General features: G+C 61.1%; 13 protein-coding genes. 10 read left to right on the forward strand and 3 right to left on the reverse strand.

Annotation, left to right across the window (positions count from 1 at the left end; translation table 11 throughout):
• Positions 1 to 68: 68 nt before the first annotated feature.
• From Q1A85_RS07775 to purL, 4 genes are all read left to right on the forward strand, one after another.
• A complete protein-coding gene (locus Q1A85_RS07775) occupies positions 69 to 443 on the forward strand; it encodes a hypothetical protein (protein ID WP_299687026.1) in 375 nt (124 codons plus the stop codon).
• 100 nt (positions 444 to 543) lie between these two features.
• A complete protein-coding gene (locus tag Q1A85_RS07780) occupies positions 544 to 933 on the forward strand; it encodes a hypothetical protein (protein WP_299687028.1) in 390 nt (129 codons plus the stop codon).
• Between the two features lie 138 nt (positions 934 to 1,071).
• Entirely contained in the window at positions 1,072 to 1,467 is a 396-nt protein-coding gene (locus Q1A85_RS07785) for a hypothetical protein (protein ID WP_299687030.1), read from the forward strand.
• 79 nt (positions 1,468 to 1,546) lie between these two features.
• On the forward strand, positions 1,547 to 3,709 hold the full coding sequence (gene purL / locus Q1A85_RS07790) for a phosphoribosylformylglycinamidine synthase subunit PurL (protein WP_299687032.1): 2,163 nt from the start codon (positions 1,547 to 1,549) through the stop codon (positions 3,707 to 3,709).
• A gap of 225 nt (positions 3,710 to 3,934) precedes the next feature.
• Here purL and Q1A85_RS07795 read toward each other — a convergent pair whose 3' ends face one another.
• Genes Q1A85_RS07795 through Q1A85_RS07805 form a run of 3 tightly spaced genes read right to left on the reverse strand, consistent with a single transcriptional unit; the run spans position 3,935 to position 6,639 of the window.
• Positions 3,935 to 5,188 (reverse strand): VWA domain-containing protein, encoded by a 1,254-nt coding sequence (locus Q1A85_RS07795; RefSeq protein WP_299687034.1) that lies wholly within the window; start codon positions 5,186 to 5,188, stop codon positions 3,935 to 3,937.
• Entirely contained in the window at positions 5,181 to 5,726 is a 546-nt protein-coding gene (locus Q1A85_RS07800; RefSeq protein ID WP_299687036.1) for a hypothetical protein, read from the reverse strand. The genes Q1A85_RS07795 and Q1A85_RS07800 overlap by 8 nt, the downstream gene beginning before the upstream one ends.
• Before the next feature lie 4 nt (positions 5,727 to 5,730).
• Positions 5,731 to 6,639 (reverse strand): MoxR family ATPase, encoded by a 909-nt coding sequence (locus tag Q1A85_RS07805; protein WP_299687038.1) that lies wholly within the window; start codon positions 6,637 to 6,639, stop codon positions 5,731 to 5,733.
• 177 nt (positions 6,640 to 6,816) lie between these two features.
• Here Q1A85_RS07805 and Q1A85_RS07810 point away from each other — a divergent pair, with 177 nt between their 5' ends.
• The 6 genes from Q1A85_RS07810 (at position 6,817) to Q1A85_RS07835 (ending at position 13,677) form a co-directional block, all read left to right on the forward strand.
• Positions 6,817 to 7,851, forward strand: coding sequence for a glycosyltransferase family 2 protein (locus Q1A85_RS07810; protein WP_299687040.1), 1,035 nt, complete (start codon positions 6,817 to 6,819; stop codon positions 7,849 to 7,851).
• Positions 7,848 to 8,501, forward strand: a complete 654-nt coding sequence (locus Q1A85_RS07815; protein ID WP_299687042.1) for a sulfotransferase — start codon at positions 7,848 to 7,850, stop codon at positions 8,499 to 8,501. The genes Q1A85_RS07810 and Q1A85_RS07815 overlap by 4 nt, the downstream gene beginning before the upstream one ends.
• Positions 8,502 to 8,508: 7 nt before the next feature.
• Positions 8,509 to 10,869, forward strand: coding sequence for a glycosyltransferase family 2 protein (locus Q1A85_RS07820; RefSeq protein WP_299687044.1), 2,361 nt, complete (start codon positions 8,509 to 8,511; stop codon positions 10,867 to 10,869).
• A gap of 2 nt (positions 10,870 to 10,871) precedes the next feature.
• Positions 10,872 to 11,573 carry an FkbM family methyltransferase gene (locus tag Q1A85_RS07825; RefSeq protein WP_299687045.1) on the forward strand — a complete coding sequence of 234 codons (702 nt, stop codon included), beginning with the start codon at positions 10,872 to 10,874 and terminating at the stop codon, positions 11,571 to 11,573.
• Entirely contained in the window at positions 11,570 to 12,628 is a 1,059-nt protein-coding gene (locus tag Q1A85_RS07830; protein ID WP_299687047.1) for a glycosyltransferase family 2 protein, read from the forward strand. The genes Q1A85_RS07825 and Q1A85_RS07830 overlap by 4 nt, the downstream gene beginning before the upstream one ends.
• A gap of 86 nt (positions 12,629 to 12,714) precedes the next feature.
• Positions 12,715 to 13,677, forward strand: a complete 963-nt coding sequence (locus Q1A85_RS07835; protein ID WP_299687049.1) for a phosphoadenosine phosphosulfate reductase — start codon at positions 12,715 to 12,717, stop codon at positions 13,675 to 13,677.
• Positions 13,678 to 13,684 lie beyond the last annotated feature (7 nt).

Consider the following 13,684-nt stretch of genomic DNA (forward strand, 5'->3'; position numbering starts at 1 on the left):
CCGTGACTGCGCAATCCGGGTGGCCGTGTCGCACGTATCTTGACCATACCAGTTCGGAGGATACACAAATGCGCCGCTTTTTCACGACCGTCAGCCTGCTGGCCGCACTCACGACGCAAGCAAGCGCAGAACTTAGCACCGCTGAACGCGACCTGCTGCGCCAGTCGCGCAACGCGCCGGTGCTCACATCTGACGGCGCGCTGGTAGGGGAAACCGATGGCGGGTCTGTTACCGCCGACAGAATACGGCTGTTTCTGGATGCGGTGCCCGGATCCGTCTTTAGCCGATTGGGCAAACCGATTGTCCTGAACACGAACGCCACTGACATCACGTTGATCAATGATGCGTGGGTGTTGTCGTCGGATCGGTTGCGCGTGCGGACCCGCGCCAATTTCGTCCAGACCGAAGACGCCCCGATCACCATCAACCTGCCACGCCGGTGACGTTGCCCCACGGGTTGCGCAAAAAACATGGCGGTATGACCGACTAAACCGCCGCCCTTGCGCGTTACCTTTGTACTGACACATGCAAAGGACCCCTACGATGACACGCTCCCCCCTCTTCCTGTCCGCCCTGATTGCGCTTGGCCTGTGCGTACAAGCCACAAGCAGCCATGCCGAACTGTCCGCCGCCGAGGCGGTCCAGCTTGAAAAGCTGCGTGGCGTGCCCGTGGTCTCGCTTGACGGCGCGCTGGTGGGCACGATCGATGGTGCTTCGGTCAATGGCGACCGTGCCTCGATCTTTTTGCGCCCTTCGCAGGGCTCCCTGTTTCGGCTGCGCGGCAAAGACGTTGTTATCCGCACCCCCACCAGCGAAATCAGCCTGCAGGCCAACGCCATCGTCCTGAACTCTGACGCTCAGCGGATCAAGATTAAGGCGACCAAGGTCAAAAAGGATGATGACATGATCGACATCATCCTTCCCCGGCGCTAAGCGCCACAGGCGGTGCGCCCAACCCCTCAGGGCGCACCGCAGACCAAATTGTTACGTTTCGCACATCCGCGTGACGCCCCCTTTCAAGCGCTTCTTGCACCCTCCACCTCATGCCCAACGCAACAAGGAGGATTTGACATGTCCCGTTTGAAAACCGCTGCCACCGGCATCGCCACCGCTCTGTTTCTGACCCTGCCCGCAGGCATGGCCGCCGCCGAACTGAGCCAGTCTGACATCGCCACCATCACCGGCCAGAGCGGACTGCGCGTGGTGACATCCGATGGTGATTTCGTGGGTGTCAGCAACGGTGTGCGGGTGGGATCCAGACACACGCGCCTGTTTTTGTTCAATCGCACAGGGTCCGTGTTCCGGTTTCGCGGGCGCGACGTGGTCATCACGACATCCGCTGATCAACTCAGCCTGCGGGACGGCGTACTGGTGTTGGACGCCACGACGCAGCGCTTGCGCAACAAGGCGCAAACGCCCGCATCTGACAGCTCCGGGCCGATCACAATCTTTCTCCCACGTCGCTAAGTCAACACGCCCCCTTCCCCCTCCTCCCCGGCGTCGTTAAGAACGCGCCAACTTGCGAAACGGCCGGGGGATGCGGGACATGACGGAACCAGCGATCACAGAGGAACTGATAGCGGCTCACGGGCTCAAGCCCGACGAATACGCGCGCATCCTCGAGATCATAGGTCGTGAGCCCAGCTTTACCGAACTTGGCATCTTTTCGGCGATGTGGAACGAACACTGTTCCTACAAGTCGTCCAAGCTGCATCTGAAAAAATTACCAACCACCGGACCGCAGGTGATCTGCGGCCCCGGCGAGAATGCAGGCGTGGTGGATATCGGTGACGGGCAAGCCGTCGTCTTCAAGATGGAAAGCCACAATCACCCGTCCTACATCGAGCCCTATCAGGGCGCCGCCACCGGTATGGGCGGCATTCTGCGAGATGTGTTCACCATGGGCGCACGCCCCATCGCCTCGATGAATTCGCTCAGTTTCGGCGCGCCGTCCCATCCCAAGACGCGCCAACTGGTGCATGGCGTGGTCGAAGGCATCGGCGGCTATGGCAACGCTTTTGGCGTGCCGTGTGCGGGTGGCGAGGTCCGGTTCGATCCGGCCTATAACGGCAATTGCCTTGTGAACGCCTTTGCCGCCGGTCTCGCGGATGCGGACAAAATCTTTTACTCCGCCGCCTCAGGCGTCGGTATGCCTGTCGTCTACCTTGGGGCCAAGACGGGCCGGGACGGTGTGGGCGGTGCAACCATGGCATCAGCTGAATTCGACGACACGATCGAGGAAAAGCGGCCCACCGTGCAGGTGGGGGATCCTTTCACGGAAAAGCGCCTGATGGAGGCCACGCTTGAGCTGATGGCGACAGGTGCAGTGATCTCCATTCAGGATATGGGGGCTGCGGGCCTGACCTGTTCGGCGGTCGAAATGGGCGACAAAGGCGGTCTGGGGGTCAAGCTGAACCTCAACGCGGTGCCCGTGCGCGAAGCGAACATGACCGCCTACGAGATGATGCTGTCAGAAAGCCAAGAGCGTATGCTGATGGTGCTGCGTCCCGAGCTTGAGGCCGAGGCCAAGGCGGTATTCGACAAATGGGACCTTGATTTTGCCATCGTGGGCGAAACCATCCCCGAAGACCGCTTTGTCATCGAACATGACGGCGTGGTCAAAGCGGACCTGCCGCTGTCCAAACTCTCGTCCGAAGCCCCCGAATATGACCGTCCTTGGGTCCCAACCCAAGCCGCCGAAGCTCTGGGCGACGTGCCCGGTGTCGATCCCGTCGACGCGCTCAAGGCGCTGCTGGGAAGCCCGAATTACAGCGCCAAGGCATGGGTTTACGAACAATATGACACCATGGTCATGGCCGACAGCGCCCGTATCCCCGGCATGGGCGCTGGCATCATGCGCGTACACGGCACCGACAAGGCGCTGGCCTTCACGTCAGACGTCACACCCCGTTACGTGCAGGCCAATCCGGTCACGGGCGGCAAACAGGCCGTGGCCGAAGCCTACCGCAACCTCACAGCCACCGGAGCCACGCCGCTGGCCACAACCGACAACCTCAACTTCGGCAACCCCGAAAAGCCCGAGATCATGGGCCAGTTCGTCGGCGCGCTCGACGGCATCGGCCAAGCCTGTCGTGCCCTGAATATGCCAATCGTGTCCGGGAACGTATCGCTTTACAACGAGACTGATGGCAAGGGCATCCTGCCGACGCCGACCATCGGCGCCGTGGGCCTGATTGCCACGCCGGACGAGATGATCGGCTGCGATGTGCGTGACGGTCACGTGGCGCTCCTTGTGGGTGAGACCACAGGGCATCTGGGCCAATCGGCCATGCTGGCAGAAGTCTTTGGCCGCACCGAAGGGGACGCCCCTCCGGTCGATCTCGAAGCTGAAAAACGCCATGGCGACTTCATCCGCGACAACCGCGATTACATTAACGCCTGCACCGACCTCAGCGACGGCGGCCTAGCGCTCGCTGCCTTCGAAATGGCCGAAGCGGCGGGCGTCGGCGTCTGGCTCGACAGCGACGACAGCGCGTTTCTTTTTGCCGAGGATCAGGCGCGCTACCTGATTGCGTGCAGCTTTGACAAGGCCGAAGCGCTGATGATCGCCGCAGGCCGTGCGGGCGTGCCAATCCAGTCGGTGGGCAAATTCACGTCCGACACGGTCTGGTTCTCCAACACGGCCAGCGCGCCGCTTGCCGAACTGTCCGCGCTCTACCGCAGCACCTTCGCGGACATTTTTGCCTGAACCTTGGTTTCGGAGCCGCCCTCGCTTGATCTCCAAGAGACGGGGACGGCGGGCCTTGCCAAGCAAAATCGCCGAGGGGCCCCGCCCCGCGGGGAGACGGCTATTTTGCTTGGCAAGGTCAGACGGCTCTGTCACGCCAGAGATCAGGCGAGGGCGGCTCTGACACCTTGGTTTTGGTGAGCCCCGAAGCGCCAGATAGGTCATGGCGTGCGCGCGTATGCGCGCTCAATCTGGCAACATCCCCAGCAGGCGGTCCCGTTCGCCCACATCGTCCCGGCGTGTGATCATCGCGGCCAGATCCTCGAGCGAGGCCACGGAATGGCCTGCGCGGAACGCATCCACATGCGGCAGCATCGCCGCAATGCCCTGCGCGCGCGGTGCAAATTCTTCCCAACGTAACAAAGGGTTGATCCAGATGAGGCGCTTGGCCGACAGGTGCAGCCGCTCGATCTGACGTTCCAGAACCTGCGGGTCGCCCCGGTCCAGCCCATCGGTGATCAACAGCACCACCGCCCCCTGCCCCAGCACCCGCCGCGACCAGTCGCGGTTGAACGCCTCCAGACAGGCGCCGATGCGCGTGCCGCCTTCCCAATCCTGCGCCTCGGCCCCTGCTGCGCGCAGGGCCGCATCCACGTCGCGCTGATGCAGGTGTCGCGTGATATTGGTCAGCCGTGTGCCAAAGGTAAACGCGTGGACCCGCGCCCACCCCGCCCCCTTGGCATTCGACACCGTATGCAGGAAATGCAGCACCACGCGGCTATACTGGCTCATGGAGCCCGATATATCGCACAGCGTGACGAGGTTCGGATAGCGCAGCTTGGGCGTTTTCCATTTCAGATCGCGCAAATCCCCGCCCCGACGCATGGACGCGCGCAAGGTGCGCGCCGGGTCAATACGGCCCCGGTTCGCCGCGCGCGTCCGGCGCGACGCAATTGGGTCCACAGGCATCTCCATACGCGACAGCATGGCTTTGGCCCGCGCCATTTCGGCGGTGCTCATTTGTTCGAAATCCAGCGTCTTGAGCCGTTCCTCGTTCGACATGGTGAGCGAGGCGTCAATCTCGATTTCTGTCCCGTCCGGCTCGTCCTCGGGCAGGTCCACATCCGCGCCTGCGCCGTTCAAGAGCGCCTCTGCCGCGCGTTTTTCTGCGGCTTGAGCGCTGCGGTCCTCCTGTACGCCCCGGATCGCAGGCAGCATGGCGGCCATCATATGCTCCAGATAACGCGGATCGCGCCAATAGAGGCGAAAGATCTGCGCAAAGACCGACCTCTGTTCGGGCTTGGAGACAAAACAAGCGTGCAGCGTCCAGTAAAAGTCGCGCTTTTCCGTGAAACCGGCCGCCGTCACCGCCTCAATCGCGTTCAGCACCCGACCGGGTCCAATGGGCAGACCTGCACGGCGCAGGGCACGGGCAAAATGCGTGATGTTGCCCGCAAGGCGCGGGTTCTCTGGCAGCTCAAGTGGTGCGTATTCAGGCATCCCAGTGCTCCAACCACTGGCAAATCGCGTCCCCGGCCTTGTTTGCGGTCATCTCGGTCACGTCCAGGACCACAGCCCCGTCCGGCACAAAAAGCGCCTGCCGATCCCGCAGGGATTGCAGCACCTGACCGTCTGTCAGTTTGGCCCCACCGCGTCGCGCAGGGTCTGTCAAACGGCGCTGGTTTTCCGCAACTGACAGTGTCAGCACGAAAACACGCAGAACCGCACCCCGATCCCGGGCAAGGTCCAGTGTCGGCTGGAACAAGGGCACAGCTGCGGGTTCATCCGCCAGCGCGTCCGTGAGGATGATCGGCACATCCCGCGGCAACGCAAGTGCATGGCCAAAGATGACGCCTCGCACCTCTTCGCGCATGGCGACGCTTTCGGGCGTGTCGCGGGCGTAAATCGCGCGGGCGGCATCCAGCATCAGATGATTGTGGATCAGCCGGCCACCAAACCGGTCGGCCACCACATGTCCAATTGTCTGTTTGCCTGCGCCGGGCCAGCCGCCAATATGGATCACGGGCGCGACCGGCATGGGGCTATGCAGGCTCCAGTGACGCTTTGGCCTCGTCCAACAGACGCTTGGCTTCTGAGCCTTGCAGCTTTTGGATGTCGTCCTGATATTTCAGGATCGCCCCCAACGTATCCGCGATCACTTCGGGGCTGAGGGTCAGAACATCAAGCGCAAGCAGGCATTTGGCCCAGTCGATGGTTTCCGCGACGCCGGGTTTCTTGAACAGGTCCTCGGTGCGCAGCCGCTGGACAAACGCCACGACCTCGCGGCTCAGTTCTGCCGCCGCTTCGGGCGCGCGGGCCTCGAGGATCTGCATTTCGCGGTCGAAATCGGGGTAGTCGACCCAATGATAAAGGCACCGCCGCTTGAGCGCGTCATGGACCTCGCGGGTTCGGTTCGAGGTCAGGATGACGATGGGTGGTTCCGGCGCGGAGACGGTGCCCAATTCTGGGATCGTCACCTGAAAATCCGACAATGCCTCCAACAGAAACGCCTCGAACGGTTCATCGGTGCGGTCCAGTTCGTCAATCAGAAGGACCGGCGCGCCGTTTTCATCTGGCCGCATCGCTTCGAGCAGTGGGCGTTCGATCAAATAGTCATCCGAAAAAAGCTCCGTTTGCAGCGCGGCACGGTCCGCACCGCCTGACGCTTCGGCTGTGCGAATGGCGACCATCTGCGCGGCAAAATTCCATTCGTAGACGGCCGACGACGCATCCAACCCTTCGTAACATTGCAACCGGATCAGGCGTCGGCCCAGTGACGCCGACAGCGCCTTGGCAATTTCCGTCTTGCCCACGCCCGCCTCCCCTTCAAGGAACAGCGGTCGGCCCAGCGACAGGCTTAGGAAGACGACAGTGCCCAAGGCCCGGTCGCAGACATATCCGTGGTCCGCCAGCATCGCCTGGACCGCGTCAATCGAACTTGGTTGGTGCATCTTTGCCTCCCCTGCGTCCAACGTGCACCCACCACCCCCAAGGTCAACCCCGCGTCGTTGACCTGATTCGCGCAAAATGGCATGGTGCCCAGAGAAAATTAATCATCTCGGGGCACAAATAGCCCGAGAGACCAAAGTGGCAGGCGGTATGACTTTCAGAACGGGAGCGGACGCATCATGCGCATAACGGCGGTGACCTGTGTCAAGAACGAGGGCCCGTTCCTGTTGGAGTGGATTGGGTTTAACCATGTGATCGGCGTCACCGATCACCTGTTCTACTCCAACGATTGCACGGACGCGACCGACCGGATGCTGGACAAGCTGATGGAACACGGCGTGGTGCAACATCTGCCCAACCCCGCCAAAGGCCGGTCCCTGCAAATGGAGGCGTTGACGGATTCGCGTGAACAAAAGATCACACAGCAGGCCGACTGGCAGTGGATCGCGGATGTGGACGAGTTCCTGAACATCCATGTGGACGGGCATACAATCCCTGACCTGATCGAAGCTTGCGGCGACCCCCGCGCCATTTCCATCACGTTTCAGTTCATGGCCAATGGCGGCGTCGTGGATTTCGAAGACCGCCCCGTAATCGAACAATTCACCAAATGCCACAATCCCGACCTGTGGTGCGGCGACACCGCGATTGAGGTCAAGACATTGATGCGCAAGGATTTCCCATTGCGCCGCTTTGGCGCGCACCGGCCTTTTGTGCTGCGCGACCTGCCGCGCGGACAGCGCAAACCGGCATGGACCGACGGCGCAGGCCGTCAGGTGCCGCCCGTGTTCATGAAGGCGGGCAACAAACGCCGCATTCACCGATTTCCGGCCAAGGGTGCGCGGCGCTTTGCGACGCTCAACCATTATGCGCTGCGTTCGCTCGACAGCTACATGGTCAAGAATGACCGTGGCGACGTGAACCGCGACTACCGCTATTTCGACGATGTTTATTGGCGCGAACGCAATGACGCCTCGTGGGAAGACGACAGTATCCTGGGGTATCTGCCAAAATTGCGGGCCGAAATGGACGCGCTGATGGCGCTGCCCGGCATCCGTGATCTGCACGAAGAGGCGGTGCATCATCACGCCACCCGCGCCGCTGAATTGAAAGAGATCGAGACCTTTCAGGACCTGCGCACCATGGTGCAGAACGCCAGCCTTTATGCCCCGCAAGAGGCGGCTTTGCGCGAATTGATCGGGTTGCCGGCATGAGCGCGGGTTTTGTGATCAACCTCGGGCTGCCGAAAACCGGGACAACGACGCTCAGCCGCGCGTTGCGGCGGTCTGGCCTCAAGGTCGCGGACTGGCGGGTGCGACCGGCGCAGACAGACAACGAAGCGCATCACAATCAGCTCGTGGGCGAGCTTGTCTACAAAGGGTATTTCGAAACCGGCGACCCCTTGGCCGAATTCAGCGATTTCGGCGCCATTACCGAGATGAGCGCGATTGTCCCGGGACACAATTTCTGGCCGCAAACAGACTGGGGCGTGCTGCGCGCGATCATGGACCAGCACCCGGATGCACGGTTCCTGCTGTCGGCCCGCGATCCCGAGAAAACAGCCGAAAGCATGTTGCGCTGGAACAGTCTGGGCAAGCGGCGCTTGCCCCGCCAATATGTGCCCGGCCTTCCGTTTGGTTATGGCAAGACCGTGCCGGAAATCCAGCGTTGGATCGAAGGACATTATGCGTTCTGCCGACACGTGTTTGCCGGTACGGACAAGCTGCTGGAATTCAACGTGGCAGATGTGGATGCACCCGAAAAGATCAGTGCGTTTCTGGGCCGCGACCTGCCGTGGTGGGGCCGCGCCAACACCAACGCGGCGGAACAGGACGCCACCGACGCAATGACCCAAGAGGCGTAGTAAAGATATGCGGATCACCGTTCTGATCGGACCAACCGAAGAGGGTTCTGCCCGCTTCCGCACGATCCTCAAAACCAAATCCCAGATGCTGGAGAAGCATGGGGTGATCGTGCCCGACTGGAACCACATCCGCGCCTACATGGCCGTGGCGGACGAGGATCAATCAAGCATTGTGCGCTTTAAGCGCGGGTTCGAACGGCGCGCGGCACAGGATGCGCTGTTCGGTGAGATCACCCAGCAACTGGCGGATGCGGCTGAGAAAAAGCCGAAACACCTTGTGCTTTCCTCGGGTCACTTTGGCGGCCTTCTGTGTCAGGATACCGAGCTCAAGCGCCTGCACGATCTGCTCTCCCCGCACAGTGACGACATCCATATCGTTGCGCATGTAAGCGAACAGGCGCGTCTGTTGGCGGCGCACTATTCGAACCGCGTGCTTGAAGGGCGCCGCTTTGACCTGACGCCGGAACTGGCGTTGGCCGACAGCGATCAGCCATGGTGGGATGGCGCGCTTGCCCGCTACGAAGCGGCGGATCCGCTGTTTGGTCTGTTCAACCATGTGCAGCACCCGCCGCATTGGCTGGACTACAAGGCGCTCTTGGCCTTCTGGGAAGGTGTGTTCGGCAAGAAATCCGTGACCCTGCGGCCCTTGGACGTCGACCACCTGTATTCCGAAGACGGTGGCGAGGAGTTGAACGCGATCCTTGGCACGGACATCGCGATCGGCAAGGTCGATGCCGAACGTCCCGACAGCGTCCCGCCTGCCCCGATGGTGACGCGTACACGGCAATTCAACGACGTGTTGATCCGTTACATGCAAGCCACGGACCTGCACATCCCACGAGATTTCTGGCGGTTGTTGCGGGCTGAGTTTGCAGTGGGCGGCAAACCCATTGATCCGGGCAGCCTGCACGCCGTTTCAAAACGGTTCAAGACTGACAACACTGCCCTGATCCGCAAATTTCCCGACCTCAAAGAGGTGCTGCGGGACGTGCCGGACAAGACAGACAACTGGACCGAAGCCGACCCCAAACGCGGTTTCCGCGCCACGCAGTACCTGACCGCATTCGATTTTCGCCTGCGCCGCAACGGTGTGAACGCCACCGAACTGCGCGCCAGCCGTGACGCGGCCACGCACACCGCCTCCAAATTCGACGAGATCCTGCCGCAGGCCGCGGAGGACGACGCGGCCAAGGATGCCCGCGCGCGCCTCTTGAAGATGGTTGAGGTAAACCATCAAATCGTGCTGTCGACCCAGATCAACCCGCACAACGGCCTGATCAAGCTCAAGGAAGACGAAGAGGCGCAGCCCTACAAACCGATGAAGCCGCGCAAGCTGCCCAAAGTATCGTCAGGCCGCGTGATCGTCGGCTGCATGAAGAACGAAGCGCCCTATATCGTCGAATGGGTCGCCTATCACCGCGCCATCGGTGTGGATAATTTCCTCATCTATACAAACGGTTGCGAGGACGGGACATCCGAAATCCTAGACCGGTTGCAAGAGATGGGCGTGCTGCAGCACCGCAACAATGACGACTGGCGCGGCAACTCGCCTCAGCAATTCGCGCTGAACCAGTCGCAGAAAGAACCGGTGATCCAAAACGCCGAATGGATCATCCACATCGACGTGGACGAATTCATAAACGTACGCACCGGCAACGGCACGTTGGACGATTTCTTTGACAAGGTGCCGGATGCCACCAATGTTGCGATGACCTGGCGGCTTTTTGGGCACAATGGCGTGACCGAACTGAGCGACGATTTTGTGATCGACCAGTTCGATCACTGTGCCCCCGCCTATTGCCCGAAACCGCACACGGTCTGGGGCTTCAAGACGATGTTCAAGAACATCGGTGCCTATCGCAAATTCAGTTGCCACCGCCCAAATCAATTGCAGGAAGAGTTCGAGGACAAAGTGCGCTGGGTCAACGGCTCAGGCCATGACATGACGCGGGACGCTGCGAAAAACGGCTGGAGAAGCTCCAAGAAAACAATTGGTTACGATCTGCTTCAGCTCAACCACTACGCGCTGCGCTCCGCCGAAAGTTTCCTGATCAAACGTCAGCGGGGTCGCGCGCTGCACGTCGATCGGTCCATCGGGATCAATTACTGGATCCGCATGGACTGGTCCGATTTTCGCGACCTCACGATCAAACGAAACGTCCCGCGCCTGCGCGCGGAATATGACAGACTGATGCAGGACGACAGATTGCGCGACCTGCACCAAACCGGCCTCGCCTGGCACCGCGCCAAGGCGGACGAGTTGCACGACATGCCAGAGTTCCAGGAACTCTATGCGCAGGCGCTCAAGGTCAAACTCACCGAAAGCGAGCGTGTGGCCTATGCTCTCGCTCTGGATATGGAGAGCTAGTGATGGACGGCGCGACCACCCCGACAGTTGATTTCATCAAATCCGGCAGTCTCAAGTTTCCCAAGCGACCGGACGTCCTGCCCCCACGCATCCGGCGCGCGCTGCGCATAGGCGCCTACGAGACTAAGGAAGCCAAGGCGGTCCTGCGGGTGGTGCGCGAGGGGGACACAGTCATGGAACTGGGTGGCGGCGTCGGTTTCATCTCGTCTCTGATCGGGACAAACCGCAAGGTTGATCACATCCATGTGTTCGAGGCCAACGGAACGCTTGCTGGCTATATCGCCGAAACCCACGCAGCCAATGGGGTCGACAACGCCACGGTGCACCATGCCATTCTGGGCAAGCGCAAGGGGACAGCCCCATTTTTTGTGCGCGGCTCGCTAATCGCGTCGTCTCTGGACGAGATGGACGGCAAGGGCGTCGTGCGCACCGAAACGGTAGACGTGCGCAACGTCAAATCCGAGATGAAAGCGATCAAACCCGACGTTTTGGTCTGCGACATCGAAGGGGCGGAGGCTGACCTGATCCCGCTGATGGACTTGTCCAATTTGCGCGCAGCAGTGGTCGAACTGCACCCGCAATGGATCGGCCCCGAAGGCGTCTCGGCCGTGTTTCAGGCGTTCATGGCGGCTGGACTGGCCTACTTTCCGAAACTGTCCAATCAGAAGGTTGTCACCTTCCGCAGGAGCTGGCTGGTCAAGTGAGCCACCTTGCCATTCTGACGGTCCGCAACGAGGCGGCATTTCTGCTGGAATGGCTGGCGCATCATCGCGCCGTGGGATTTGACGATTTTCTGGTCTTTTCAAATGACTGCGATGATGGCACGGATGCGATGCTGGAACGGTTGCAGGCGCTAGGCTGGCTCACGCATGTCCCCAACCCCGGTCCCTACGACAAGGGGGGCATCCAGTTCACCGCAATGAAGGCGGCGGCCAAAATGGATCAGTTGCGCAAGGCCGACTGGATTTTGCCGCTGGACGTGGATGAATTTGTCAACGTCCACACCGGCGACGGCACCCTGTCTGCCTTGCACGCCGCTCTGCCCGAGGCGACGGCAATTACGCTCACATGGCGGATTTTTGGCAACAACGGGCAGGTCCGATTTGCCGACCGGCCCGTGACCGAATGCTTTGCCAAGGCCGCGCCTGACATCCTCTACTGGCCGTGGCGCGCGTCGATGTTCAAAACGCTCTATGCCAATGACGGAACGTATCGCAAACCCGGCATCCACCGCCCCCGCGATCCCGTTAAAACCAAGCTGGAAGGCGCGCGCTGGTACGACAGCCATGGCCGCGCGCTGGATGATCAGTTCAAGACGCGGCGCATTTTCTCGAACTTTGGCCGCCCGAATTACGGGCTGGCGCAGATCAATCACTATCCGCTGGGCAGCATGGAAGGCTATGTGCTCAAGGCGGACCGCGGGCGTGCTGTGCATTCGGACGATCTGCTGGGGCTGGATTACTGGGTCGAGCGTAACTTCAGCACCGATGCCGACGACAGCATCCGCCGCTATGACACCGCGCGGGATGAAAGCCTCGCCACACTCAAGGCCGATGACACCCTTGCCCGCCTGCACGACGCCGCCGTTTCATGGCGCAAGGCGCGCTTTGACATCCTGATGGAGCAAGAACCGTTTCGCGCGCTTTTTGGACGCTTGCTGATGACGCCCCCCACCCTGCCGGTGCCCGCAAATGCCGCACAATTCATGGTGAATTACGCCAACAAAGCACGCAGTTCAGAACACCAGGTGGCACAGTAGCCCCTAAAATTTTCCTCAATTCTGCCTATTTTGCCTCGTATCCCCGGGCTGAACCCGCACGTAATGCGGGACGTGAGGACGTAACGATGCAGGACAACGTACAGGTGTTTGACCCTGATCTTGCCGATCTGCCCAAGCGCGGATGGCTCAGCAAACTTGCCGAAATCGCCGAAGCCGAAGGTTTCTTTCAACCCTTGGGCAAGCGCCATTTCGCCACCCATATCCGCCGTGGCGACACACTTATCGTGACGTTCGAGACCGTGCAGGGTATCCGCGCATTGTCAGAGACGGCGGAACCGCTCGGATGGTCGATGGTGCGGGACAACGATTGGTCTAACCTGTGCATCGTGTCCGATGGCGACACGTGGTTTCGTGACCGCAACGTCTTTGGCCTCTTTGACCGTCTGATCGACGACGGCTTTTTCGATGAATTTGACAACATCCTGTTCTACGGCGCGGGTCCCTGTGCCTATGCCGCCGCTGCCTTCTCTGTGGCCGCGCCGGGCGCGCGCGTGGTGGCGATCCAACCACAGGCCACGCTTGATCCACGCGTAACGGAATGGGACGACCGGTTCACCGAAATGCGACGCACCGATTTTACCTCGCGTTATGGCTATGCGCCCGACATGCTTGATGCATGTGCACACGCCTTTGTCCTCTATGACCCATCCGAAACGCTTGATGCGATGCACGCGGCCTTGTTCACGCGCACCGGTGTGACCAAGCTGCGGATGCGGCATATGGGCGACGCGATCCAAAGCGACATGATGCAGATGGGCATCCTGTTGCCGCTGCTGAAACAGGCCGCAGAACATGACCTGACCCAAGCGCGCTTTGCCACGATGTTCCGCGCGCGCCGCACGCACCGCCCGTACCTGCGCCGCGTGATGGCCGCGCTCGATGCCCGCGAACGCCCAGAACTGGTCGAGATGTTGGCCCGCAATGTCACCAACCGGATGAAAGCGCCCCGCTTCCAGCGCCGTCTGGCCGAGATCGAGGCGCAGCAGGACGACGACGGTGCAGGCGACACCGACGCAGCCGCCCTTTAACGCGGCA

Origin of the sequence: uncultured Tateyamaria sp., from assembly GCF_947503385.1 — a bacterium.
Taxonomy (GTDB): Bacteria; Pseudomonadota; Alphaproteobacteria; order Rhodobacterales; family Rhodobacteraceae; genus Tateyamaria.